This is a genomic window from Ralstonia mojiangensis (genome assembly GCF_023955645.1).
Taxonomy (GTDB): domain Bacteria; phylum Pseudomonadota; class Gammaproteobacteria; order Burkholderiales; family Burkholderiaceae; genus Ralstonia; species Ralstonia mojiangensis.
In genome coordinates this window covers 424,421-450,122 of record NZ_JAMXHU010000002.1, presented here as the reverse complement: position 1 = coordinate 450,122, position 25,702 = coordinate 424,421, and the positions used below count along the sequence as shown (strand labels likewise).

At 65.7% G+C, this 25,702-nt stretch carries 24 protein-coding genes; 5 read left to right on the top strand and 19 right to left on the bottom strand.

What is annotated here, in order from left to right; genetic code table 11:
* Positions 1-1,026 carry a hypothetical protein gene (locus NG898_RS08870; protein WP_252691973.1) on the bottom strand — a complete coding sequence of 342 codons (1,026 nt, stop codon included), beginning with the start codon at positions 1,024-1,026 and terminating at the stop codon, positions 1-3.
* Positions 1,027-1,291: 265 nt separating this feature from the next.
* Between NG898_RS08870 and icmF the strand changes: the two genes are divergently transcribed.
* Positions 1,292-4,579 carry a fused isobutyryl-CoA mutase/GTPase IcmF gene (icmF, locus tag NG898_RS08865; protein WP_252691972.1) on the top strand — a complete coding sequence of 1,096 codons (3,288 nt, stop codon included), beginning with the start codon at positions 1,292-1,294 and terminating at the stop codon, positions 4,577-4,579.
* A gap of 12 nt (positions 4,580-4,591) precedes the next feature.
* Here the strand turns inward: icmF and NG898_RS08860 are convergent, their stop codons facing one another.
* The 6 genes from NG898_RS08860 to NG898_RS08835 form a co-directional block, all read right to left on the bottom strand.
* Entirely contained in the window at positions 4,592-5,314 is a 723-nt protein-coding gene (locus NG898_RS08860) for an aspartate/glutamate racemase family protein (RefSeq protein WP_252691971.1), read from the bottom strand.
* A 22-nt stretch (positions 5,315-5,336) separates the two neighbouring features.
* Entirely contained in the window at positions 5,337-6,233 is an 897-nt protein-coding gene (locus NG898_RS08855; protein ID WP_252691970.1) for an ABC transporter permease, read from the bottom strand.
* A gap of 1 nt (position 6,234) precedes the next feature.
* Positions 6,235-7,152 (bottom strand): ABC transporter permease, encoded by a 918-nt coding sequence (locus tag NG898_RS08850; RefSeq protein ID WP_252691969.1) that lies wholly within the window; start codon positions 7,150-7,152, stop codon positions 6,235-6,237.
* 25 nt (positions 7,153-7,177) lie between these two features.
* Positions 7,178-8,443, bottom strand: coding sequence for an ABC transporter substrate-binding protein (locus tag NG898_RS08845; protein WP_252691968.1), 1,266 nt, complete (start codon positions 8,441-8,443; stop codon positions 7,178-7,180).
* A 77-nt stretch (positions 8,444-8,520) separates the two neighbouring features.
* Positions 8,521-9,558 (bottom strand): ABC transporter ATP-binding protein, encoded by a 1,038-nt coding sequence (locus tag NG898_RS08840; protein WP_252691967.1) that lies wholly within the window; start codon positions 9,556-9,558, stop codon positions 8,521-8,523.
* Positions 9,559-9,705: 147 nt separating this feature from the next.
* Positions 9,706-10,773, bottom strand: a complete 1,068-nt coding sequence (locus NG898_RS08835; protein WP_252691966.1) for a porin — start codon at positions 10,771-10,773, stop codon at positions 9,706-9,708.
* Positions 10,774-11,049: 276 nt separating this feature from the next.
* Here NG898_RS08835 and NG898_RS08830 point away from each other — a divergent pair, with 276 nt between their 5' ends.
* The gene (locus NG898_RS08830) at positions 11,050-11,772 is read left to right on the top strand and encodes a GntR family transcriptional regulator (RefSeq protein WP_252691965.1); all 723 of its coding nucleotides are present in this window, start codon (positions 11,050-11,052) and stop codon (positions 11,770-11,772) included.
* Between the two features lie 12 nt (positions 11,773-11,784).
* Here NG898_RS08830 and NG898_RS08825 read toward each other — a convergent pair whose 3' ends face one another.
* The 7 genes from NG898_RS08825 to NG898_RS08795 all read right to left on the bottom strand — a co-directional run bounded on the left by NG898_RS08825 (position 11,785) and on the right by NG898_RS08795 (position 17,926).
* Positions 11,785-12,546: a YoaK family protein gene (locus NG898_RS08825; protein WP_420803687.1), complete on the bottom strand. Its 762-nt coding sequence runs from the start codon at positions 12,544-12,546 to the stop codon at positions 11,785-11,787.
* Positions 12,482-14,320 (bottom strand): amidohydrolase, encoded by a 1,839-nt coding sequence (locus NG898_RS08820; RefSeq protein WP_252691963.1) that lies wholly within the window; start codon positions 14,318-14,320, stop codon positions 12,482-12,484. The genes NG898_RS08825 and NG898_RS08820 overlap by 65 nt, the downstream gene beginning before the upstream one ends.
* Positions 14,321-14,324: 4 nt before the next feature.
* Positions 14,325-14,756, bottom strand: coding sequence for a DoxX family protein (locus NG898_RS08815; protein WP_252691962.1), 432 nt, complete (start codon positions 14,754-14,756; stop codon positions 14,325-14,327).
* Between the two features lie 4 nt (positions 14,757-14,760).
* Positions 14,761-15,078, bottom strand: a complete 318-nt coding sequence (locus tag NG898_RS08810; protein ID WP_252691961.1) for a XapX domain-containing protein — start codon at positions 15,076-15,078, stop codon at positions 14,761-14,763.
* Positions 15,079-15,134: 56 nt separating this feature from the next.
* Positions 15,135-15,956, bottom strand: a complete 822-nt coding sequence (locus tag NG898_RS08805) for an alpha/beta fold hydrolase (RefSeq protein WP_252691960.1) — start codon at positions 15,954-15,956, stop codon at positions 15,135-15,137.
* Positions 15,957-16,067: 111 nt separating this feature from the next.
* Positions 16,068-16,751, bottom strand: a complete 684-nt coding sequence (locus NG898_RS08800) for a hydrolase (protein WP_252691959.1) — start codon at positions 16,749-16,751, stop codon at positions 16,068-16,070.
* Positions 16,752-16,993: 242 nt separating this feature from the next.
* Positions 16,994-17,926 carry a LysR family transcriptional regulator gene (locus NG898_RS08795; protein ID WP_252691958.1) on the bottom strand — a complete coding sequence of 311 codons (933 nt, stop codon included), beginning with the start codon at positions 17,924-17,926 and terminating at the stop codon, positions 16,994-16,996.
* Between the two features lie 175 nt (positions 17,927-18,101).
* Between NG898_RS08795 and NG898_RS08790 the strand changes: the two genes are divergently transcribed.
* Entirely contained in the window at positions 18,102-18,956 is an 855-nt protein-coding gene (locus tag NG898_RS08790; RefSeq protein WP_232041709.1) for a 3-hydroxybutyryl-CoA dehydrogenase, read from the top strand.
* A 157-nt stretch (positions 18,957-19,113) separates the two neighbouring features.
* A complete protein-coding gene (locus NG898_RS08785; RefSeq protein WP_252691957.1) occupies positions 19,114-19,971 on the top strand; it encodes a PhzF family phenazine biosynthesis protein in 858 nt (285 codons plus the stop codon).
* Here NG898_RS08785 and NG898_RS08780 read toward each other — a convergent pair.
* The 5 genes from NG898_RS08780 to NG898_RS08760 form a co-directional block, all read right to left on the bottom strand.
* On the bottom strand, positions 19,968-20,507 hold the full coding sequence (locus NG898_RS08780; protein ID WP_252691956.1) for a GNAT family N-acetyltransferase: 540 nt from the start codon (positions 20,505-20,507) through the stop codon (positions 19,968-19,970). The two genes, NG898_RS08785 and NG898_RS08780, sit on opposite strands and share 4 nt — an antisense overlap.
* Positions 20,507-21,091 carry a helix-turn-helix domain-containing protein gene (locus NG898_RS08775; protein ID WP_252691955.1) on the bottom strand — a complete coding sequence of 195 codons (585 nt, stop codon included), beginning with the start codon at positions 21,089-21,091 and terminating at the stop codon, positions 20,507-20,509. The genes NG898_RS08780 and NG898_RS08775 overlap by 1 nt, the downstream gene beginning before the upstream one ends.
* A gap of 223 nt (positions 21,092-21,314) precedes the next feature.
* A complete protein-coding gene (locus tag NG898_RS08770; protein ID WP_252691954.1) occupies positions 21,315-22,790 on the bottom strand; it encodes a DUF1254 domain-containing protein in 1,476 nt (491 codons plus the stop codon).
* Between the two features lie 212 nt (positions 22,791-23,002).
* The gene (locus tag NG898_RS08765; protein WP_092973687.1) at positions 23,003-23,986 is read right to left on the bottom strand and encodes an NAD(P)H-dependent flavin oxidoreductase; all 984 of its coding nucleotides are present in this window, start codon (positions 23,984-23,986) and stop codon (positions 23,003-23,005) included.
* A 100-nt stretch (positions 23,987-24,086) separates the two neighbouring features.
* Entirely contained in the window at positions 24,087-24,635 is a 549-nt protein-coding gene (locus NG898_RS08760; protein ID WP_252691953.1) for a type 1 glutamine amidotransferase domain-containing protein, read from the bottom strand.
* 136 nt (positions 24,636-24,771) lie between these two features.
* On the opposite strand from NG898_RS08760, the gene NG898_RS08755 reads away from it, so the two are divergent.
* Positions 24,772-25,698: an alpha/beta fold hydrolase gene (locus NG898_RS08755; RefSeq protein WP_252691952.1), complete on the top strand. Its 927-nt coding sequence runs from the start codon at positions 24,772-24,774 to the stop codon at positions 25,696-25,698.
* The last annotated feature ends 4 nt before the right edge of the window (positions 25,699-25,702 follow it).

Sequence of the window (25,702 nt, the reverse complement as noted above, 5' to 3'; positions counted from 1 at the left end):
TTACGGCTTGGCGCCCGACACGCTGAACGATGCCGCCACGGCGTTCCACAGCGGCTCGTACCGCAAGCGCACGGCGCTGGCCTGCTCGGGCGAGGTGGCGGGGGACTGCACGTGCAGCATCAGCAGCGCGCCGTCAGTTGGCACCATGAAGACGCGGCCGACCAGCGTGTTGCCCGTGGCGCGCGGGATATGCGGGCCGGGCGATTCGCCGATGTAGCTGGCCCACACCCCGGTGCGTCCGCCGAATGACTGCGTGCCCCAGCCGAGCAGCCGGCAAGGGGCTGCCACGGCTTGCTTGACGGCATCGCGCATCCAGCGCGGTTCGCGGCTCTCAGGAACGGGTTCGAGGTCGCCTTCAGTGGGGCGCACGATCAGTTCAAGGCGCGACAGCCCCGAGCCGCCCTGGTTGGCCCATGCGCCGATCGCCACCCGCGCCGGGTCGGGCTTGCGCGGCGGCGTGGGCGGCACGCGCTCCCAGGAGAACGGCAGCCGCAGGCTGAGGCTCGCGCCGCGCGCATTCGGCCAGTCAGACAAGGTCACGGCCTGGGTGAAGCGGCTGCTCAGCTCATCGGCGGGGCGGTCGTCGTAGACGACCGCCAGCAGCGTCTGCAGGGTGGCGCGGTCCTGGTTGCCTTGCGCACGCGCAACCACGCGTTCGGCCAGCGCGTGCGCCGTTTCGGCAGTCTGGGTGGCGGTCGTCACGCTGGGCTGGTGGATATCGAGTGCGCGCTCGATCAGGAGTTGCCGCTCGTCGTCGGATAGCGGAATGCCGGCGATCAGGCGGCGCGTGCGGGCCAGCGCCTGCGGGAAGGTGTTGTCGAACTGCGTACGGGCGCGGATCAGCTCTTCACGCTGACCGGGAAAGCGTTGGATGGCGCGATCAAGCGCCTGCGTCTGCACGGTCAGGAAACCAAGCACGCTGATCAGCCCCGGGATGGCGCCGGGCGTGTAGTCCCACGCCAGGGCGTGGCCGGACCACGCCAGCAAGGCAGTCAGACACCAGCGCATCGTTGCGCGGCTTGGCATTGGAAGTTCCCCCTGTGGCCGGACCCGTCTCCGGCCAAAATCTGACTCTAACGATTTGTATCGATTGTGTGCAAGCTGGGTGTTGCACCGAGATCGGACCGTTCCGGCCCCGCTGTTTGCGCAAACAATGCCGGCGCCCGCGCGGCCGGTTGACGAGGGCGTCAACCCCGAAAATACTGTCTGTTCGACCCGCCGACCGGCTCGCATCGCCTTGTGCGCCGTACAACACATCCAACGCCGGCGCCCACTTTTCGAAGGTGGAGACATGACCGATCTTTCCGCTGCCCGCGCGGCCGATCCCACGCCTGCCAGCGAAGCCGCGCCGGTGCGCAACAAGGTGCGCTTCGTGACGGCCGCATCGTTGTTCGATGGGCACGACGCATCGATCAACATCATGCGGCGCATCCTGCAGTCGATGGGCTGCGAGGTGATCCACCTTGGGCACAACCGCTCGGTGGACGAGGTGGTGAACGCGGCGCTGCAGGAAGACGTGCAGGGCATTGCCGTGTCCAGCTACCAGGGCGGCCACGTCGAATACTTCAAGTACATGATCGACGCGCTGCGCGCACGCGGCGGCGAGCACATCCAGGTGTTCGGCGGCGGTGGCGGCGTGATCGTGCCGACGGAGATCCGCGAGTTGCAGGACTACGGCGTTGCGCGCATCTACAGCCCCGAAGACGGCCAGCGCATGGGCCTGGCCGGCATGATTGCCGACATGGTGCAGCGCTGCGACATCGATCTTTCCGTCTATGCGCCCACCACGCTGGAGCCCGTGGCCAATGGCGACCGCCGCGCCCTGGCGCAATTGATCACCGCACTGGAATCGGGCCGTATTGATCCGGCGTTGCGCGAAGGCGTACGCGCGGCTGCGATGGCCATGCCGACGCCGGTGCTCGGCATCACGGGCACGGGCGGCGCAGGCAAGTCATCGCTCACCGATGAGTTGATCCGCCGCTTCCGCCTTGACCAGCGAGACACGCTGCGCATCGCCGTCATCTCGATCGATCCGTCGCGGCGCAAGTCGGGCGGTGCGTTGCTGGGCGATCGCATTCGCATGAACGCGATCAACCATCCGAACATCTTCGTGCGCTCGCTGGCCACGCGCGAGGCCAGCCGCGAGATCTCCGACGCGCTGCCCGACGTGATTGCCGCATGCCGCGCCGCCGGGTTCGATTTCATCATCGTCGAGACCTCCGGCATCGGGCAGGGCGATGCGGCCATCGTGCCGCACGTCGATTTGTCGCTGTACGTGATGACGCCCGAGTTTGGCGCCGCCAGCCAGCTGGAGAAGATCGACATGCTCGACTTTGCCGATCTGGTGGCCATCAACAAGTTCGATCGCAAGGGCGCACAGGATGCATGGCGCGACGTTGCCAAGCAGGTGCAGCGCAACCGCGAGCAATGGCATGCCCGGCCTGAAGACATGCCGGTGTTCGGCACGCAGGCCTCGCACTTCAATGACGATGGCGTGACGGCGCTGTATCACACGCTGGCCGATCGGCTGAGCGAGCGCGGCATGGCGCTGGCCGAGCGCACGTTGCCGCGTCCGGCCGGCAAATGCTCCACCAGCCACGATGCCATCGTGCCACCCGCGCGCGTGCGCTACCTGGCGGAGCTGGCCGATACGGTGCGCGGCTACCACCGCCACGTCGACGCGCAAAGCCGCCTCGCGCGCGAGCGCCAGCAGTTGCGGGCCAGCCACCGCATGCTGGAGCAGGCCGGCGCCACGGTGCAGACGCTGTCCGCGCTCGACAAGCAAGCGGCCGAGCGCGACGCGCAGCTCGGCGCCGTCGAGCGCAAGCTGCTCGCCATGTGGCCTGACCTGCGCCGGGCGTATTCCGGCGACGAATACGTCGTGAAGATCCGCGACAAGGAAATCCGAACGCAGCTCACGCACACCACGCTTTCGGGCACCACCATCCGCAAGGTCGTGCTGCCGCCCTATGAAGATGATGGCGAGGTGTTGCGCTGGCTGATGCGCGAGAACGTGCCGGGCAGTTTTCCGTACACCGCCGGCGTGTTCGCCTTCAAGCGTGAGAACGAAGACCCGACGCGCATGTTCGCGGGCGAGGGCGATGCCTTCCGCACCAACCGGCGCTTCAAGCTCGTCTCCGAAGGCATGGAGGCCAAGCGGCTCTCCACCGCGTTCGACTCCGTCACGCTCTACGGCGAAGACCCGGCGCTGCGCCCCGACATCTACGGCAAGGTGGGCAACTCCGGCGTGTCGATCGCCACGCTCGACGACATGGAAGTGCTGTACGACGGTTTTGACCTGACTAGCCCTGCCACGTCGGTTTCCATGACGATCAACGGGCCCGCACCGACGATCCTGGCGATGTTCATGAACACCGCCATCGACCAGAATCTCGCCCGGTTCCGCGCGGACAACCAGCGCGAGCCGACGCAGGACGAGGAAGCGAAGATTCGCGCGTGGGTGCTGCAGAACGTGCGCGGCACGGTGCAGGCCGACATCCTCAAGGAAGACCAGGGGCAGAACACCTGCATCTTTTCGACCGAGTTTTCGCTCAAGGTGATGGGCGATATCCAGGAATATTTCGTGCACCACCAGGTGCGCAATTTCTACTCGGTGTCGATCTCGGGCTACCACATCGCCGAGGCGGGCGCGAACCCGATCTCGCAACTCGCCTTCACGCTGGCCAACGGCTTCACGTATGTGGAGGCGTACCTCGCGCGCGGCATGCATATCGATGACTTCGCGCCGAATCTCTCGTTCTTCTTTTCCAACGGGATGGACCCGGAGTACAGCGTGCTCGGCCGCGTCGCGCGTCGCATCTGGGCGGTGACGCTGCGTGACAAGTACGGCGCAAACGAGCGCAGCCAGAAGCTGAAGTACCACGTGCAAACGTCAGGCCGGTCATTGCACGCGCAGGAGATCGCCTTCAACGACATCCGCACGACGCTGCAGGCGCTGATCGCCATCTACGACAACTGCAATAGCCTGCACACGAATGCTTACGACGAGGCGATCACCACGCCGACGGCCGAATCTGTGCGGCGCGCGCTGGCCATCCAGCTCATCATCAACCGCGAGTGGGGCCTGGCCAAGTGTGAGAACCCGAACCAGGGCAGCTTCATCATCGATGAACTGACGGACCTCGTGGAAGAAGCGGTGCTGCAGGAGTTCGAGCGCATTGCCGAGCGCGGCGGCGTGCTTGGCGCGATGGAAACCGGTTACCAGCGCGGCAAGATCCAGGAAGAGTCGATGCTGTATGAGCAGCGCAAGCACGATGGCTCGCTGCCGATCATCGGCGTGAATACGTTCCGCAATCCGGACGCCGAGAGCGTGGTGCCGCCGCACATTGAGCTGGCGCGCTCAAGCGAAGAGGAGAAGCAGAGCCAACTCGCGCGGCTGCAGGATTTTCATGCACGGCATGCCGGGGAGGGCCCGGCCATGCTGCAGCGCCTGCAGCGCGCGGTGATTGACGATCAGAACGTGTTTGCGGTGCTGATGGATGCGGTGCGCGTCTGCTCGCTCGGGCAGATTACGCATGCGTTGTTCGAGGTGGGCGGGCAGTACCGGCGCAACATGTAGCTCGCCTCAGGTTCAAGCGTGCGTGGCGGGCGCAATCCATGCCGGCAGCGCGCCATGCCCACCGCGCGGGGCACGCCACACCTGCCGCGCTGCCGCCGTCACGCTGTCGATTAGGGGTACGGGCACGTGCGCCTGCAGCTTCTGAGCAAGGCCCGCCAATCCCGCGCCGCCTAGAACGATCGCGTCCACGGGCTGGCGTCGCAGGACGGTCGTGCAGGCGCCAATCAAGATCTGTTCTGCCGCATCCGGCGCGGCGTATAGCGCAGCCCCGTCGAGTTCGACGGTATGGATGTCGCGCACGGTGTGGCCGCCTTCAAGCGTGGGCAGCAAGCGCTCCAGGATCGGGCCCCACGCATGGCCTCCCGTGATGACAGCGCAAGTGCCGTACGTGGCCGCTTCCATCAACGCGGCTTCCGCAAGGCCGGTGACGGGGCACGGCGCCACCTCGCGCAGCGCGAAGAGCCCAGGGTCGCCAAAGCAGCCGATGATGGCGGCGTCGGGTGCGGGCTGTTGCGCCCTCGTCCACGCGTCGAGCGCGGCGTGCGCGGCGACTGCGTAGCCGACCTCGGTTGCGATATAGGGCGCGCCAAAGCGCGCGGTGACAGATTCCACAACGACATCGCTGGGCAATGCGGCCTGCACGAAGCGCGTGATGGTCTGTGTGAGCGCGCCCGTGGTATTCGGGTTGATCAGCAGCAGCCGGCGCGGCGCGGCCGATTCCGTAGCGAGGGTCATTGGCGCGCGTTCAGTCAATGGTTCAGTCAACCCGCCCGGCGCTCTGGCGGCGGCGCAGTCGAACAATGGCCAGCATCGTCAGCCCCATCACCACGAACGACACCACGGTGGTGAGCGTGCCCAGCGCGTAGATGGACGGCGTCGTCACGGTGGTGGTCAATCCTTGCAGTTCGAGCGGCAGCGTGTTGACGTCGCCGATTGCCTGCGAGGTGCGTGCGATTTCATCCCAGCTCAGCGTGAAGCCGAACATGCCCACACCGATGAGCGACGGCGCGATCAGCGGCAGCACGACGTGCCGGAAGGTCTGCCAGGGCGTGGCCCCGAGGTCGCGTGCGGCTTCTTCGTAGGCCGGATTGAAACGGTTGAAGACGGCGAACATGATCAGCAGCCCGAAGGGCAGCGTCCACGTGAGGTGCGCGCCGAGTGCGGATGTCCAGAGGCCAAGCGACGATCCAAAGCTGTCGGCCTGATCGCCCATGCCCAACGCGGTGAGCAACGCCTTGATGCCCGTGTCGATCAGCCGGAACTGCAGGCCGATGCCGAGCGACACCACGATCGACGGCATGATCAGGCTGGCCACCGTGACGTAGAACAGCGCACCACCGCCGCGCAGCCGCTTCCGGAAAGCCAACGCGGCCAGCAGCGAGAGCCCCATGGTCAGCGCCATCACGACCGCGCCCAGCGCGAGCGAGCGTCGGAATGCCGCGCCGATGTCGACCACGCCCAGGCCTTCGGCAAGCTGTCGATACCAGTGCAGCGACAGCCCATTCATCGGAAATGTCAGGCCGCCGTCCGGGCCCTGGAAGCTGAGCGCGAAGATCGTCAGCATCGGCCCGTACAGGAACAGCACAAACAGCGCGAAGAGGCACGCCAGCGGCCAGAAGCCGGGTGCGCGTGGTTCACGAAAGCGGGCGCGCATGTCAAAGCTCCTTGCGGATGTCGACCACGCGGGTCAGGCCCCAGATGATCATCAGCACCGTCAGCAGCAGCACCACGGCGTTGGCTGCCGCCAGCGGAAACTGCAGGTACGACGTCTGCACCTGGATCATCTTGCCGACGGAGGCGATCTGCTGGCCGCCCATCACGCCCACGGTCACGAAATCGCCCATCACGATGGTGAGGATGAAGATGGAGCCGATCAGGATGCCGCTGCGCGACAGCGGCACGATCACGTGCCACAGCGTTTGCCAGGCGCTGGCGCCGGCATCGCGCGCGGCTTCGAGCAACGCGCGGTCGATGCGCATCATCGAATTGAAGATCGGCACGATCATGAACATGGTGTACAGATGCACGTAGGCCAGCAGCACCGAGAAATTCGAATACAGCAGCCAGTCCTGCGGCTGCCCGGTCAGGTGCATGGCCTGCAGCGTCTGGTTGACGAGGCCGTTGCGGCCCAGCAGCGGAATCCACGAAATCATGCGGATCACGTTGGAGGTCCAGAACGGCACCGTGCAGATCACGAACAGCAGCGTTTGCACCGCAGCCGAGCGCACGTGGAACGCCAGGAAGTACGCCAGCGCAAAACCCAGCACCAGCGTCAGCGCCCAGGTGCCGAGCGCAAAGCGCAGCGTCGACAGGTACGTCGACGCCGTCACGCACAGATCGCCGTATTCATTGAGATGGCCGCAGCCTTCCCACAGCTTGGCGTAGTTGCGCAAGGTGAAGGTCGGCAGCAGCGCGTACTCGTTGAAATCCCAGAAGCTGACCATTGCGACCAGCCCCAGCGGGATCAGAAAGAACACGACAAAGACCGCCGCAAACGGCAGCGCCTGCAAGCCCGGACGCAGGGCGCCGGCGGCGGGTGGAGTGGACGGCGTAGACGGCGTAGAGGGTGTCATGACGATGGCGACGTGCTGAGGGGCGTCAAGCGGCGACAAACTCGTTCCACTTGCGGACCATGTACTCGTTTTCGTCCATGACTGCGTTCCAGCAGGCGATGCCGCCCATGCGCTGTTCGTAGCTGCCGCCGTCGCGCACGCTGCCGGCCTTGGCCAGCACATCGCCGTGCGGGCTCTTGATGTCCTTGGCAGCGGGTTTGCCTTCCATCCAGTAAGCCCACTCGTACGGCTCCATCTTGGCCCTGGCCGTTTCCAGCACGGCGCTGTAGTAGCCCTGGCGGTTCAGGTACGCACCGGCCCAGCCGTCGAGGAACCAGTTGATGAATTCATACGCCGCATCGAGCTTCTTGCCAGACACCGTCTTCGGAATGCCAAAGCCTGCTGCCCACGCGCGATAGCCTTCCTTGAGCGGCTGGAACGTGCAGTCGATGCCCTTGCTGCGCACGGCCGTCACCGCCGGGCTCCACATCGACTGGATCACCACCTCGCCCGAAGACATCAAATTCACGCTTTCGTTGAAGTCCTTCCACAGCGCGCGGAACTGGCCGGCCTTCTTGGCTTCGATCAGCGTCTTGATGGTCAGGTCGATCTCGGCGCGGGTCATGTTGCCCTTGTCGGCGTACTTGTGCAGGCCCTTGGCTTCCACCACCATCGCCGCGTCCATGATGCCGATGGAAGGGATGTTCAGGATCGACGCACGCCCCTTGAATTCGGGGTTCAGCAGCTCGGCCCACGAGTTGATGGGGCGCTTGATGAGGTCGGGGCGGATGCCCAGCGTGTCGGCGTTGTACACGGTTGGGATCAGCGTCATGAACTGCGTGGGCGAGGTCGCAAACGTGGTCGCATTGGCGCCCGGCAGGTACATGACCTTCTTGGGCGCGGTGCCCTGGTCGCCCACCTTCTTGCCCGCCACCTCGCCCTTGGTGAACAGCGACGTGATCTTGTCGGCGTTCTTGATGCGGCGCGCATCGATGCCCAGCAGGTTGCCCGTCGGCACGATCTTCTTGAGCGAGAAATACTCCGTGTCGATCAGGTCGAAGCTGCTCGGCGCGGTCACGGCGCGCTTGGTGATCTCGTCAGTGGTCACGGCCACGTATTGCACGCGGATGCCGGTGTCGGCTTCGAATTTCTCGGCGATCAGCTTGTCCTGGTTGACCGCCGTGCCGAGGTAGCGCAGCGTCAGTTTTTCCTGCGCGTGGATCGCGGGTACGACGCCGGTGGCCAGAATGGCAGCCATGCCTTTGAGTGCAGTGCGGCGGGCGGCCTTGAAGTCGTTGGAATCGTCAGACATGTTGCAACCCCTGATAGGAAGGTGAAGGCAGCGCCTGAAGCCGTCAGGCTGCGGATTGGAATGGTTGAGCCGGTTTGTCAGGCCGCTGGCGGGCCCGGTAAGCGGTGGGCCTGTGCGGCATCCCACGAGGCCCAGATGGGCTGATGCAACGCCAGGTGTGCGATGGCGGTGTCCGTTTCGGGCAGGCTCACCGTCACGCGTTGCGAGGGCGAGAGCACCACGCCTTCCACGCTCACCAGCACATGTGTGCCCTGATATTCGATGTCGCAGATGCGGCCGCGCACGCGGGGGCGATCTCCGGCTGTGGATTCATCGGCATGCAAGGCCATGCGGTCGATGCGCACCGCTACCGGCCCATGCGCGTCTTCCAGCAGGTTGTGTCCGCCGATGAAGGTCGCGACAAACGCAGTGGCCGGCTGGTTGTAGACCTCGCGCGGGCTGCCGGCCTGTTCGATGCGGCCGTGGTTCATCACGACCATCTGGTCGGCCAGCGCCATCGCTTCTTCCTGCGAGTGTGTGACGTGCACGAAGGTCAAGCCAAGTTCCTGCTGCCAGCGCCGCAATTCGGCACGCATCTGTGTGCGCAGGAACGGGTCCAGCGCAGAGAGTGGTTCGTCCAGCAGCAGCACGCGCGGCTCCATGATCAGCGCACGCGCCAGCGCCACGCGTTGCTGCTGGCCGCCCGACAGCTCGCCCGGCCGACGCTGCGCCAGGTGGCCCATCGCCACGCGCTCCAGCAGGGCGTGCGCGCGCTGGCGCCGTTCGCGTGCGTTGATACCGCGCATCTTCAGGCTGAAGGCCACGTTCTCGAGCGCGCTCAAGTGAGGAAACAGCGCGTAGCTCTGGAACATCATGGCCGTGCCGCGCGAGGCCGCCGGCAGGTTGGTGATGTTGCGATGGCCCAGCAGGATGTCGCCGTCGCTCACATGCTCATGGCCGGCAATCATGCGCAGCGTTGACGATTTACCGCAGCCCGACGGGCCCAGCAAGCAGCAATAGCTGCCGGCCGGCACGCGCAGGTTGATGGCGTCGACGGCCACGGCGTCATGTGCGTAACGCTTGGTCAGCGCAACGAGTTCGAGGGAGTCGGCGGGGGCGGTGGGTGCGCGGGTCATGTCGGGTTGGTGCAATAGGTGTGCCTGTCTGCGCGCGGAAATTTCGGCGCGAGCGCGCTTGGCATGCGTCGTTCTGGTGCGTGTGGCCGCATCTGCGGGCAGCCGCGCCACATACCGGGGCAGGTGGCGCGGCCGGCTTCGCGCGGGTCAGAAGGTGTGACGCACGCCCAGCGCCACCGAGGTCTGGCTCGTGCCCGGCACGCCGCCGCCGATGGCGCCCGACGAGGTATTGACCAGCGCTTCCGTCGCGCTCGACGAGTTCTTCAGATACGCCACGTTGGCTACCAGCGTGGTGCGCTTCGACAGGCTGTACAGGCCCAGCAGCCGGTAGACCATCGAGCTGTTCGACAGCGTCGTGTTACGGCGGTACAGCACATCGGCCGAGCCGGTAAAGGCCGTGGTGAAGGCGTAATCGACGCCGCCTTCCACCGCGTACGCCTTGCGCGCCGACATGCTGGGAATCGACTGGAACGCGCCCGTGCCGCCCACATCGGCGCGCGCCGCACCGAGCCGCAGCTTGGTCGCCCCAAACGTGTAGCTGCCGCCCACGGTGATCAGCTTGTAGAGCGAGCCCGTGCCGCTGCCATCGCGCTCCTGGTCGTAGCTGGCGGCAAGGTACAGCGGGCCGGCGCTATAGCGCCCTGCGAGGTTGAACAGCGAACCCTGCGAGATCGAGCCGGCCGCTTCGCCAAAGCCGTACATCGCACCGAACTGCGCGCCGCCCAGCGTGGGCGACACGTACTTGACGGTGTTGTTGTAGATCTCGCTGACGGCGTCGAACTCGCTGAACTTGAAGATCGAGCCCGAGTTGTAGCCGCCCTTGAAGACGCTGCCCACCAGCCAGTCGTCGTTGAAGTTCCATTGCTTGCCGGCCGTGAGCGTGCCCGACGACGAACTCAGCCCGACATACGAATTGCGCGAGAACAGCGTGCCGTTGGACGACATGCGCCCGTTGCTCGGGTTGAAGCCGGCCTGCAGGTTGAACAGCGCATTCACACCGCCACCCAGGTCTTCCTTGCCGCTCAGCCCGAAGTTGGACACGCCCAGGATGCTGTCCGACACGCCGGTCAGACTTTGCGAGCCGTTGCCGGCATGGTTGGTCCAGCTCACGCCGGTATCGATGACGCCTGAGAGTGTCACGCTCGACTGCGCAGCAGCGACGCCAGACAGCCCGAATGCCAGGGCGGCAGCGCCCAGCTTGGTGGTGGTGCTCATGACAGGTGATCCCCTAAATGAATTGGCGCGACCGCATTGCGTGGCCGCTCCCGGCATTGCGTCTATGTTGAGTACAAGCTTTGTTTGGATTGTGCACAATCACGCTTGTCTACATGCAGTAACCGTGCCAAGCAAAATTGGCGGTTTTCGCTTGCTTCTGGTGCAAGAACGCCAAAAACATGGGGAGGTTTCTTGAGGGTGTCGCACCAACGCCGCCAGATTGGGCATCGGTTTTGTGCACAATCCAAGCGGTGTTTGCTCGATTAGAATGGCGAGATGCCAGAGCCCACGACCCCTCCGACCTCCCAGCCACGCCGCAACAACGCCGAAGTCGACGCCCGCATTTCGGACGCGGTGTACGACGCCATCCTCGAACAGAAGCTGCCGCCCGGCACCCGTCTGGTCGAGGCGCAGCTATGCAAGGCCTTTGGAATTACGCGGGGGACATTGCGCCGGGTGCTGGTGAAACTGGCGCATGAGGGCGTGGTCGAGCTGCAGCCCAACCGCGGCGCGACGATTGCCGTGCATGACGCGACGGAAGCTCGCCAGGTCTTTGGTGCGCGGTTGATTCTGGAAACCGGCTCGGTACGCGAACTGGCGCAGCACGCGACGGCGGAGCAACTCACCGAGCTGCGTGCACTGGCGGCTGCCGAACACGCCAGCCGTGAATCCGGCAACTGGCGCGATTGGATCCGCCTCTCGGGCGACTTCCATATCCAACTGGCCGAGGCGAATGGCAACCCCATCATCACGGCGATGCTGCGCACGCTGGTGGCACGCACCTCGCTGCTGATCGGGCTCTATGAATCCCCCGCGCGGCCGAGTTGCGGCCACGACGAACACCTGGCCATTCTCGATGCGGTGGAGCGCCGCGACGGCGAGCGCGCCGCGCGGCTGATGGGCGAACACCTAGGCGAATACATCGCTGCGCTGGAGCTTGAGCCCCGGCAGGTGGAGTCGATCGATTTCTCCAAGCTGTTTCGCCGCGTCAAGGTCTGACGGGGCGCTGGCCTAGCGCTGCATGACGGCCAGGGTCACGAGGATGCCCGCGGGCGGTAACACACACCAGAACGACAGCGTTGCAAACGCCAGCGCGCCGAGCACCGCCCCGACGGCAAAGCCGGCAAGCGGCGGCACCATCTTGCGCAATCGCGTGCGTGCAACATCTTTCTGCGTACCACCTGGCGACAGCAGTTCCACCACGTCAATCACGATCTGCGTCGTGTTGCCGGTCATGATCGTGGTGGGTGCGTGCTCCGACAGCACGATGCGCGCCTTGGCGTTCTGTACGCCCATCGCCGCGACGCCGATCAGCCCGACAACGATCGTGGCCGGTGCATCGGCCGATTGAATCGGCAGCGCCAGCAGCCCCGCCGCCATGAAGGCCAGCAGCAGAACGGCCTGCACAAGCAGCAGCGGCCGCAGCGGCGCCACACCGCGCCGCGTGAGCGCCGTCACGGCGAGTTTGGTCGCCGCCACGGCCACCACGAACATCGGCAGCGCCAGCAGCTTGGCGAGCACGCCTTGTCCGGAGCCCGCCAGCTCCAGGCCGATCATCACGAAGTTGCCGGTGACATGCGCGGTGAATAGTCCAAACAACGCCGCAAAGCCGACCACATCCACATAGCCGGCGACGAACGCCAGCAGCGTTCCCTGTGCGATCAGGAAACGTGCCGACGCTGGCGCGGACGTCGCCGTCGTTACCGTTTCAGAAGGCAAAGCACGAACACCCGAAGGCGCCCCAGAAACCGCGGAAGTCGGTGGTCGGCACATTAGCCGTGCGCGCTTTCTGGTGCGCGTGGCCGTGCACCGAACATGAACCGACGCACTGATGCACCTGCTGCTGCATGGGCGCAGCAGGCCGCCAGTGCCCGGGCACGCGCGCCACGGGCGACCACTCCGGCAGCACCGGAATGGGCGGCGGGCCGAACTCGGCAAACTCCGCTGCCCCGTAGACGATGCGACCGCCCACCACCGTTAGCACCGATTCGATGGTCTTGATATCGGCCTCGGGCACGCTGAAGAAATCGGCCGACAACGCTGCCAGATCAGCGAGTTGCCCGACCTTGATCTGCCCCTTGTTGCCCTGGTCTGCCGAGAACCACGCGCTGCCGTGCGTGTACAGCTCCAGCGCCACTTCGCGCGGCAGCCCCTCCGGATACAGCGCCATGCCGCCCACCGTGCGCCCGCTCGCCAGCCAGTACAGCGACGTCCACGGGTTGTAGCTCGACACGCGCGTGGCGTCGGTGCCGGCGCCCACGGGCACGCCTTCGGCCAGCATGCGCTTGATGGGCGGTGTCTGCTCGGCAGCGGCTGCGCCGTAGCGGTCGACAAAGTATTCGCCCTGGAAGGCCATGCGGTCCTGAATGGCGATGCCGCCGCCCAGTGCGCGCACGCGCTCGATGTTCTTCGGGGAAATCGTCTCCGCATGGTCGAAGAACCACGGCAGGCCGTTGAACGGAATGTCGCGGTTCACGCGCTCGAACACATCGAGCATGCGCGAGATCGATTCGTCGTAGGTCGCGTGCAGCCGGAACGGCCAGCGCTGCGCGACGAGGTGGCGCACCACGGTTTCCAGCTCCTGCTCCATCGTCTCGGGCAGGTCGGGGCGCGGTTGCAGGAAGTCTTCAAAGTCGGCCGCGGAGAAGACGAGCATTTCGCCCGCGCCGTTGTGGCGGAAGAAATCATCGCCCTGGCGGTATTGCACGCTGCCGGTCCAGTTCTTGAAGTCGGCCAGCTCCTCTTTCGGCTTCTGCGTGAAGAGGTTGTACGCGATGCGGATGGTGAGCTGGTTCTGCGCGGATAGCTCGCGGATGACTTCGTAGTCGTCCGGGTAGTTCTGAAAGCCCCCGCCTGCGTCGATGGCACTCGTCACGCCCAGGCGGTTCAGCTCGCGCATGAACTGGCGCGTGGAGTTGACCTGGTATTCCGGTGGCAGCTTCGGCCCCTTGGCGAGCGTCGCGTACAGGATCATCGCGTTGGGCTTGGCGATCAGCATGCCGGTGGGCTCGCCGGACGCGTCGCGCTGGATCTCGCCGCCCGGCGGGTTCGGCGTGTCCTTGGTGTAGCCGACCTGGCGCAGCGCCGCGCGGTTGAGCAACGCGCGGTCGTACAGGTGCAGCACGAACACGGGCGTGTCGGGCGCGGCCTGGTTCAGCTCTTCCAGCGTGGGCATGCGGCGCTCGGCAAACTGGAATTCCGTCCACCCGCCCACCACGCGCACCCATTGCGGCGACGGCGTGCGCGCAGCTTGCTCCTTGAGCATGCGCATCGCGTCGGCCAGGGATGGCACGCCTTCCCAGCGCAACTCGAGGTTGTAGTTCAGCCCGCCCCGAATCAGGTGCAGGTGCGAATCGTTCAGGCCGGGGATGACGGTGCGCCCGCGCAGGTCGATGACCTGCGTGGAGGCGCCGCGCTGGGCCATCACGGCGGCGTCGTCGCCCACGGCAACAAAGCGGCCGTCACGCACGGCAATGGCGCTCGCGGTGGGGCGTTCGCGGTCGACCGTGTGGATGCGGCCGTTGTGCAGGATGAGGTCGGCGGTCATTGCGTCAGTATTTGGGGAAGATCGAAAAACGTCCGGGTCCGGCAATCAGGACGGTGGTGAAGATGATCAGCAGCATCCATCCGAACTGTCCATCGGCAAGCGACCAGTCCGGATGCACCACCAGCATGGCCACCAGCAACGTGGCGATGATGGGCAGACATGCCAGCCGCGTGAGCACGCCGAGCGCAATCAGCAACGGACACAGCGTTTCCGACAGGATGGCGAGGAGCAGCGTGGGTGCGGCGCCCATGTGGAACGGGTCTTCAATGCGCGTGAGCTCTTGGCTGTAGTGCAGCACCTTGGGCAACCCATGCACGGCAATCAGCAGGGCGCTGCCGGTGACGCGCAGGAACAGCAGGCCGGCATGAAGTGCAACGTTCGGGGCGGTATCGGCAGGGGCCGCAGCGTGCGAGGGTTCGAGCGAAAGGCGTGTCATGGCGTCAGCTCGGGTTGCGCGGCGTGGTGCCGCCGGTGCTGCCGGAGCCGCCAGTGGCGGCCAGGTCTGTTGGTTGCGCCGCGGGTGGCACCTGGGGCGGTGCGCCGTTGATCTTCGGCACGCACTCGTGGCGGAACCACGCCATGGTGATCGGCTCGCCGGCCAACAGGCGCTGCGCAGCCGGCACGACCTGTTCGCCGATCAGCATGCCGAGCAGCCCGACCAGCGCAATTGCCGGTGGCGCGGGTGACCGGACGTGCAGCAGCGCATAAATCACGCCGACCAGCATGCCGACGCCAATGGAGATGAGGTAGGGCTTCACGAGGAAGGCTCCAGGATGCCAAGGGCGGCGCCAGCAAACGGCGCCGCCCGTGCCGATCAGGTGCTGAGGAAGGCCAGCAGGTCCGCGTTGACCTTGTCCGCCTCGGTCACGCACATGCCGTGCGAGCCGCCCGGATAGACCTTGAGCGTGCCGTTCTTCACCAGCTCCACGCCCAGCTTGGCCGAATCGTCGATCGGCACGATCTGGTCATCGTCGCCATGCAGGAACAGCACCGGCACGTCGATCTTCTTCAGGTCTTCGGTGTAGTCGACCTCCGAGAATTCCTTGATGCACAAATACTGGCCGTGAATGCCGCCCGTCATGCCCTGCGCCCAGAAGGCATCGATGGTGCCCTGCGAGACCTTCGCGCCCGGCCGGTTGAAGCCGAAGAACGGCGTGGCGAGATCGCGGTAGAACTGCGAGCGGTTGTCGGTCACACCCTTGCGGATGCCGTCGAACACGTCCATCGGCAAGCCATTCGGATTGGAGGCCGTCTTGAGCATGATGGGCGGCACCGCGCCGATCAGCACGGCGCGGGCGACACGCTTGGTGCCATGCCGGCCGATGTAGTGCGCGACTTCTCCACCGCCTGTGGAGTGGCCCACCAGCGTGGCGCCCTGGATGTCGAGCGCGTCGAGCAGCGCAGCCAGGTCATCGGCGTAGGTATCCATGTCGTTGCCTTGCGACGGCTGGTCGGAACGGCCATGGCCGCGCCGGTCATGCGCGATGACACGAAAACCCTTCTGCACGAGAAACAGCATCTGCGCGTCCCACGCGTCGGCATTGAGCGGCCAGCCGTGTGAGAAGACGACGGGCTTGCCGCTGCCCCAGTCCTTGTAAAAGATGCGCGTACCGTCTTGGGTGGTAATCGTTTGCATGGGAATGAGAGAGAGGGTGGTGGCTGATTGAATGGGCGACAGGGCGGCACATGCGATTGCGCATGCGTCGCCCGGCTGGTGCAGCGTCTTCTTTTGTATGGGGCAGCGCGATCAGTTGGCCGCCACGGGTGCCAGCGCCTCGTGCGGCGTGGCCGTGCGTTGCGGGGCCTTGTGCACCATCGTGTAGGCATAGTCCACGCCCATGCCGTAGGCGCCGGAGTGCTCCTTCACCAGCTTCATGACGGCGTCATACGTGTCGCGGTGGGCCCAGTCACGCTGCCATTCCAGCAGCACCTGTTGCCACGTCACGGGCACCACGCCGGCCTGGATCATGCGCTGCATGGCGTAGTCGTGCGCCTCCTTCGAGGTGCCGCCGGATGCGTCGGCGACCATGTAGATCTCGTAGTCGGCATCGTGCATGGCCGACAGCGCGAAGGTGCAGTTGCACACTTCCGTCCACAAGCCGGAGACAACCACCTTCTTGCGGTTGTTCTTTGCCAGGGCATCGCGCACCTTCTGGTCGTCCCAGGAGTTCATCGAGGTGCGTTCAAGCAGTTGCTGATCCGGAAACACATCGAGCAGCTCGGGATAGGTGTAGCCCGAAAAGCTCTGCGACTCGACGGTGGTAATGGTGGTGGGGATGTTGAAGATCTTCGCAGCCTTGGCAAGGCCGACGGTGTTGTTCTTCAGGACCTGGCGATCGATCGACTGCACGCCGAAGGCCATTTGCGGCTGGTGGTCGATGAAGATCAGTTGACAGTTCTGCGGGGTAAGGACTTCCAGCTTGGGATTCATGGCCGTATCCAGTTTCCGATAGGAGATGCGAGGGGGGATGCTGCAGACCTGACGCCGCATCGGCGCGGCGCGATCAACGGCCCATCCATGATAGGAAGTTGCGTTCCGGGCGCAACGCCCCAATCGGCGAGTGCAGTTTTTGCGATTGCCGAACAATCGTCGCGACTTCCCGAAACATGCCGTCGGTACCCTGGACACGCGCGCCGGTCGTGGGATTCGACGCGCGTGGCCGTCAGCGGACGTCAGCGGATCCAGCCGCGCTCGAGCAAGGGCTTGTCCCAAGCCAGCTCGCCGGCATGGTGGCTGGTAAGACAATCGATCAGTGCGCACACCTTGACTGCCTGGCGCTGCGTCGCCGGATACACGGCCGAGAAGTGCAGCGGTGTGAGGTCGTAGTCGGCCAGCACGGGCACGAGGCGGCCGGCGACCAGATCGTCGCTGATGACGAGGGTGGGCAGGCAGGCGATGCCGGCGCTGGCGAGAGCGTAGTCGCGCAGCAGATGCACGGAGTTGGAGCGCACCTGCTCGGGCAGGTCCATCGCGGGCAGGGTTTCGCCGTTGCGCGAGAACTCCCAGCGCTTGCGCGTCGGGTAACCGGAGTACAGCGCCAGCGAATGCTGCAGCAGATCGGCGGGTTGCTGCGGCATGCCGTATTCCTCCACGTACGCGGGTGTGGCGCAGAACATGCGCCGCAGCGGAAACAGGCGCCGCTCGATCAGCGAATCGTTGATGGGCGGGAAAATCTGGAACACCACGTCGAACCCCTCGGCAATCGGGTCGACCACGCTGTCGTCGACCACCACGTCGAGCTGGATATCGGGGTACTGCGCACCGAACCTCGCCAGCGGCTCGGCAAAATGGCTGAGCGCGTAACCCGGCAGCATGCGGATGCGCAATTTGCCGGCGGGCGTGGCACGCAGGCCGCGCATCTGGTCGGTGAGGTCCGTCAGCATGCAGACGGCTTCGGCGCATTGCTTGTAGTAGGTCTCGCCCACTTCGGACAAGCGCACGTGCCGGGTGCTGCGGTGAAACAGCGGCGCTTCAATAAAGCGCTCCAGTTGCTGCACGCGGTTGGTGACCACCGAGTTGGTCACGCCCAACTGGCGTGCGGCCTCGGCAAAGCTGCGCGTTTCTGCCACGCGCACGAAGGCTTCAATACTGAGAAAACGGTCCATTTCCAGCGTCCTTGCGCCTGAGAGGAAAGAGCGGCGCGACGCCGGCCATCATACGGCGATCCGGTGGAATGTGACGTTACCGTCAGCAAGGCTTTTCTGTGCATCGCCGCGTCGTTTATCCTCTGCAATCTGTTTCATTTCATCTCGCATTCCAATACCAAACGAGGAGCAGTTCATGGCAATTCAAGTCGTCGGCATCGTCGGTGCCGGAACAATGGGCAACGGCATTGCGCAAGCGTGCGCCGTGGTTGGGCTGGATGTGGTGATGGTGGACATCAGCGATGCCGCCGTGCAGAAAGGCATTGCCACGGTGGCCGGCAGCCTGGACCGCCTCATCAAGAAGGAAAAGCTGACCGAAGCCGACAAGGCTGCCGCGCTCGCACGCATTCAGGGCTCGACTTCGTACGACGACCTCAAGCGCGCCGACCTCGTCATCGAGGCCGCCACCGAGAACTTCGACCTGAAGGTGAAGATTCTCAAGCAGCTCGAAGCTGCCGCCGCGCCGCACGCGATCGTGGCGTCGAACACCTCGTCGATCTCGATTACCAAGCTGGCCGCCGTGCTGCAAGACGCAAGCCGCTTCATCGGCATGCACTTCTTCAACCCGGTGCCGATGATGGCGCTGGTGGAAGTCATCCGAGGCCTGCAGACGAGCGATGCCACGCATGCGGCGGTGGAAGCGCTGGCCAAGCAGCTCGGCAAGACGCCCATCACGGTCAAGAACAGCCCGGGTTTTGTCGTCAACCGCATCCTGTGCCCGATGATCAACGAGGCGTTCTGCGTGCTGGGCGAGGGTCTGGCCTCGCCGGAAGAGATCGATGAAGGCATGAAGCTCGGCTGCAACCACCCGATCGGGCCGCTGGCGCTGGCCGACATGATCGGCCTGGACACCATGCTCGCCGTGATGGAAGTGCTGTACACCGAGTTTGCTGACCCGAAGTACCGCCCGGCCATGCTGATGCGCGAAATGGTGGCCGCCGGCTACCTGGGCCGCAAGACCGGCCGCGGCGTGTACGACTATCGCAAGTAAGTCAGCGGCGATCTTTCACGGCATTCGCGCTGTCCGCCAACTGTCAGGCCGGATTCGCGCGAACTGTCCGCAAGTGTGCATGGAGGCGGTGTGGGGATGCGTCGATGATGACGTATCGCCACACCGCTTTTTTCTTCCCCACACTCCGGACGCCATCATGCCGCGCTACGCCTTCCGCCTGCTCAACGTCTTTGCCGAATCCACGTTCGGCGGCAACCAGCTCGCCGTCTTTGAAGACGGGCGAGGCCTGGACGACGCCACGATGCAGGCCATCGGACGCCAGTTCAACCTGTCCGAGATCACCTTCATCTTCCCCGACGACACGGATGGCGCCACGGCGCGTTTCCGCATCTTCACGCCCGATTACGAGATGCCGTTTGCCGGTCACCCATCGCTGGGGACCGCGCAGGTGGTGCGCGAGCTGTATGGCCCGGGCAATGAACTGACGCTGCGTTGCCAGTCGGGCATCGTGTCGCTGACGGCGCAGGACGAGGGGTGGTCGCTCGTGCCGCCGCGCTCCGGTGCTCTCAGCACGCGCGAGGCGGACCCGGCCATCGCCGGCATGCTGGGGTTGGATGCCGATGCGCTGGCAGGCCCGCCGCTGTGGGTCGACGCAGGCATCGAGCAACTGATGGTGCCGGTCAAGACGCGCGCCGATGTGGAGCGCGCCCGGCCCGACCCTTCAGCCTTCGATGCCTGGCCGCGCAGCCGCAATGACGGGCGCAACGCCTACGTTTTCACCATGCCCGCGCCCGGCAGCAGCGATCCGGTGGTTTCGCGCTTCTTCTTCGAGTACGGCACCGGCCTGTGGGAGGACCCGGGCACCGGCTCGGCGTGTGCCAACCTGGGCGGCTGGCTGCGCGCGACGGGCCATGCCTTGCCGACAAGCTACCGCATCGAGCAGGGCGCTGCAGTGGGTCGCCCCTGCCACCTGACGCTGCGTGTGGATGCCGACGGCACGATCCACGTCGGTGGCCGCGTGATCGAAATCGGCCGCGGCACGTTGACGATTTAATCTGCGGCGCTCAACTGCTTGCAGAAGAACGTCGTCCCGCAGAGCGCGCCGTCGGGCATCAGGGCGTAGTTGGGCACCACGCCCACGCGCTGCCAGCCTGCGCGTGCGTATAGCCGCTCGGCATCGCCGCCCGTCACGGTGTCGAGCACGAGTACCGTCTTGCCCTCGGTGCGCGCTTCCTCTTCGATGGCGGCCATCAACCGCTGCGCCACGCCCTTCCTACGCGCGCGGCGGTGCACGAGCATCTTGGCGACGTCTGCGCGGTGCGGCTGGTTTTCCGGCTGCGCGAGCACCAGTTGCACGGTGCCCAGGATGTCGCCCGCCGCATCTTCGGCAATCAGCAGGGCGCGCTCGCCGCGCGCCACGCCTTCGGCAACGTTGCGCCAGAACGCCTGCGCCTTGTCGCGAGACAGCGGCCACATGAAGCTCACCGACGCGCCGCCTTCCACGCAATCGATCAGCACATCGGCCAACGCGTCGACGTACGCGCTTGCCTCGTTGGCGCCCACGCGCCGGATGGTCAGGGTTTCGATCATCAGGGCCTCCAGTGGGCAGCGGACACGGTTGTCAGTGCGACGAGGTAGCGGGCCGGCCGCCGCGTGGGGTTGTGATAGACGATCGGGCAGTCCAGCCGCATGGTCAGGCAATCGCCGGCATTGAGGCGCCAGTGAGCATCGCCCACGGTCATTTCCATCGTGCCTTCGATGATCCACACCTGCTGGTGGATTTCGGCATCGCGCGCGCCGGTGTCGTAGGCCACGCGCTCGCCGGGCGGAAAGTGCACCTCAACAAGCTGCAAGGGCGAACGCGCCGCGGGCGACAGGTTGCGGCGCACGTAACCGGAGGCGGGGTCGGTCCACTCCGGCTGCTCCGCCGCGCGTGATACCGGCGAAGGCTCCACGGCCGGCGCTGCACTGTCTTCGAACAGCGAGGCAAGCGTCACTCCCAGCGCGGAGCTGAGCCGATCCAGCACCGCTGCGGTCGGGCTGCTCTGGCCGCGCTCGATCAGGGAGATGGCCGAGCGGCTGACCTGGCTGCGTTCTGCCAGCGCGTCGAGCGAGAGGCCCTGGGCGTCGCGCAGTTCGCGCAGGCGCTGGGCAATACGTTGGTGGATGTCCATGGCATCCAGTTTAATGGAAATTTATATCTAGTAAACTGGAAATTGAGGCGTGGCCCGAAGAGCCTTGCTCTGGGCCGTGCCATGCCCAGACGACAGAGACCATCGCGTTGACGCGGGGCTGGAGAACGCCCCAGCCGCGTTCATCGGCCTGCTCGAAGGACGCAACTTCGGCAAGCTCGTGGTGCGTGTGGCCGAGGCCGGGTCGCGCGATCGGGCTCGGCGGTTATTGGGTTGGGGTGTCGCGGCGCTGTACGGCGGGCGGCAGCCACGATGCATCGAGCGCCGCTTCCTTGGGCCAGGTCAGTTGCATGCGCAGCAGGAACGGGCCGGTGGGCGGCGGCAGCCAATTGTTGCGCATGCCCTTGGGCGGAGCGCGCTGGATCAGGATGTCGAGCGAGCCATCGCGGTTCAGGCGTGGGCGATCGGCTTCGCTCAGCACGTTGCGCAGGCCCGGGCGTTCGGATGCGCGGCGCGGTTGCCCAGCCGCGGACAAGGCGGCGACGGCCCAGCCGGCATTCTCGGGCGGGAGTTGGTTGCGCTCGAAATGCAGGACGTAGCGGTGCGTGCTGTCCAGCACCATGCCGTTTGCGTCGGTCGTGGCGGTGGCGATGAGCATGTCCTGCGGCAGGTCGGTGCCGCCGCCGTTCCACGCCACGATGGCGCGCTGCGCGTAATCCAGCCCGTACGCGCCGACCATGCGCGGGATGAACCAGCCATTCTGCGTGACGGGCGGCTGCTTGACGGCCAGCGCCAGCGTTTCGCGCGCGGCGGCCACCCCACCCTCCATCACCTTCAGGTTGGCGGCGCTCACGGCTTTGGCGTCGAACGGCGCACCAGGCACGATGCCCAGATCACGCAGCGATTGCAGCATCGTGGAGTCGGCCGCGTGCGGCGGATTGTCCTTGAGCAGTTCAGCAAAGCGCGTGAAGTAGCTGTTCGCATCCAGCGCGGTGACACGGCGGCGCGCGGCATCCAGGCTGACGTCGAGGTCGGTGGCCTTGTCCGTGTTGACCTTGGTTTCGGCTTCGGCCTCGCGCAGGGTGCTCTTGCTGAAGGCCTCCAGCGGGGTGATGCGGTAGCGGTCCTGTACGCGGCGTGCGGCGGTCAGGTCGCGCGGGCCGGCCACTTGTGTCCGTGCCACCACCCAGACGAGGCTGGTCGGCGCGGCAATCTGCTTGACGCCCGTGGGCAGCGTGCCCTCCCAACCCGGCGGCGTGATGGCGTAGTGCGCGGCACGTGCCCCGGTGGTGCGGTTGCCGAGCGATTCGAACACGTCGTTCCACCCGTCGTGCAGCGCCACCCAGAGGTGTCGGCGCCCGGCGTCGGGCAGGCTCAGGACGACCGGGCCGTTACGCAAATCGACGAACGCGCTGCTGGCGAGCACGTCCACGCGGGCGCGCACGCCGGTGGGCAGGGCTTCGTCGTCTAGCGTGCGCTGGTGCATGAACGTACCGGCAGGCGCCAGCGCAGACGTCGTCTGCACCAGCGCGTCGGACACCATCAACGGAAACGCGTAGACATAGGCCGCGCGCACGAGCGCTTCGTTCGGCTGCGGCAGACGCTGTTCGATGGGGGCCGTGGTCGCGGCGTTCTGGGTGGAGCAGCCGGTCAGGCTCAGGGTAAGCGCCGAGGCCGCCACGCTCAGCGCCACGGCCGCCAGCTTGGTAAGCGGGCGCGCGGGCGCAGGGCAGTGCGTCATCTTGTTCTCCTTTTGTCGTCGGTGCGCGCAACAGGAAAGCAGACGCCTGTCGGACATCCCCCCAAGGATGCTTGCGCATACGCTTAGGCGGTAGCCGATCCCCTGGCTCCGCGCATGTCGTATCTTGAATCTTTGGAATGTAGAAGCGCGGCCAGCGCAAGTCAATTCAAGTGCAGTGGGGCATGCACGCCTAGTTGTGGGGCGGGCAGAGTCTAGAGGCGCAGGTGCAGTGCAAGACGCAACTTGGCTGCGTCATATTCGGCCTTCAGGCGCGCCACGATTTCGGCTGCGGGCGGCAGATCGGCAATCTGCCCGACACCCTGGCCGGCACCCCAGATGTCTTTCCAGGCCTTGGCGCGCGAGCTGCCATCGCCAAAGTTCATCTTGGATTTGTCGGCCTCGGGCAAGGCGGCCGGGTCCAGGCCTGCGAGTTCGATGCTTTCGCGGATGTAGTTGCCGTGCACGCCCGTAAAAAGGTTGGTGTAGACGATGTCCGATGCGGCTGCGCGCAAGATGGCTTGCTTATAGCTTTCGGCGGCGTGGGCCTCCTGACTGGCGATAAAACGTGTGCCGATGTAGGCGAGGTCCGCGCCCATGGCCTGCGCGGCCAGGATGGCATCGCCTGTGGCAATGGCGCCCGACAGCGCGATCGGCCCGTCGAAGATGCGCCGCACCTCACCCACCAGCGCAAACGGCGACAGCGTGCCGGCATGCCCACCCGCACCCGCTGCCACCAAGATCAGGCCGTCGACACCGGCTTCCAGCGCCTTTTCGGCATGGCGCAAATTGATCACGTCGTGCAGAACGATGCCGCCGTAGCTATGCACGGCATCCAGGATTTCCTTGACCGGCGCGCGCAGCGAGGTGATGAAGATCGGCACCTTGTGTTTGACGCAGGTGGCCACGTCCTGCTCCAGCCGCGCGTTCGAGTGGTGCACGATTTGATTGACGGCGATCGGCCCAACCACTTCTTGCGGATGCGCGGTGCGGTACGCCGCCAGATCCTCGTTCATCTGCGTGAGCCAGTCGTCCAGCACCTCGGCTGGGCGCGCATTGAGCGCGGGAAACGCTCCAACGATGCCGGCCTTGCATTGCGCCAGCACCAACTCCGGATAGCTGACGATGAACATGGGCGAACCGATCACGGGCAGCGTCAGATGCTGCAGCATGGGCGGGAGGTGCTTGGCGGCGGGCATGGCGTCTCCTGGTTGGGCAAACCGGCACGACAGGGCAGAACACGTCGTTCGATTATAGGAACGATCCCGCACCCCGCCGTGCGCCGTCTACCCGCCGGGCTCAGACATGGGCGTGCTGCGTCAGCAGTTCGATGAAAGCGCGGTTGAAGGCGGGCAGGTCGTCGGGTTTGCGGCTGCTGACCCAGTTGCGGTCGGTCACCACTTCGCGGTCCACCCACATGCCGCCGGCATTGCGGATGTCGTCCTGCAGGGTCGGCCAGCTCGTCAACGTGCGCCCGCGCACTAGGCCAGCAGACACCATCAGCCACGGACCGTGGCAGATCACGGCGATCGGCTTTTGCGCCCGCTCGAACGCTTTCACAAAGGCCTGCGCGGCCGGCACGACGCGCAGTGCGTCGGCGTTGAATACCCCGCCGGGCAGCACCAGCCCATCGAAGTCGTCAGCCTTGGCCCGATCCAGCGTCAGGTCCACCTTGAAGGTGTCGCCCTTGGTGGCGTGGTGCAGGCCCGTCACGCTTGGGCCCTTCGGCGCGATGATGCTGACCGTGGCACCGGCGCCTTCCAGCGCCTGCTTGGGGCTGGCCAGCTCGGCCTGCTCGAACAGGTCGTCGACGAGAATGGCGATGCGCATGTCATGCAATGGGGTCATGGCGAACTCCTAGTCAGGGGGAATCGAAAGAAGGAACGGCAGTAGACGGTTCCGCAACGCGCGTGCCCGCTGTGCGCTAGCATGCGGAGCATTCGCCACGCATCACTTCACCCACGACTGATCATCGGAGACTTGCATGACCACGCCGCTTTCCATCGATGCCGCCACCGCTGCTGCAGACGCCGCGCTGTTTCCCGGCTTTCGTCCGTTCCGCCAGGTGGTCAACGGGGTGGAGATCGCGGGGGTGATCGGCGGGAGCGGTCCACCGCTGCTGTTGCTGCACGGTCATCCGCAAAGCCATGTGATCTGGCACAAAGTTGCGCAGGAGCTGGCGCAGGATTACACCGTCGTCGCGACAGATCTGCGCGGCTATGGCGCCTCGTCCAAGCCGGCCGGTAGCGCCCGGCACGCCGAATACAGCAAGCGCACCATGGCGCAGGACCAGGTGGAGGTGATGCGCGCGCTCGGCTTCGGCCGCTTTCGGCTGTGCGCGCATGATCGCGGGGCGCGCGTGGCGCATCGCCTATGTGTCGATCACCCCTTGCACGTCGAGCGCGCCATGCTGCTCGACATCGCGCCCACGCTGGCGATGTACGAGCACACCGACATGGCGTTTGCATCTGCCTACTGGCATTGGTTCTTCCTGATCCAGCCGTCGCCGTTTCCCGAGACGCTCATCAACGCCACGCCCGATTTCTACATCGGCAAGCTGATGGGCCTGCGCCACGCGGGGCTCGAACCGTTCGCCCCGGAAGCAATGGCGACCTACGCTGCCGCCATGCGCGACCCCGCCAGCGTGCACGCCATGTGCGAGGACTATCGCGCCGCCGCCACCATCGACCTTGAACATGATCGCGCCGACCGCGACGCAGGCAAGCGCGTGAGCGTGCCGCTGCGTGTGCTGTGGGGTGAGCATGGCGTGATCCAACGCTGCTTCAAGCCGCTGGAACTGTGGAGTGCCGTGGCGGACGACGTGAGCGGCGGCACGGTGCCGTGCGGCCACTACGTGCCGGAAGAGGCGCCGGAAGCGCTGCTCAAGGAGATGCGGGCGTACTTTGCCTGAGGCA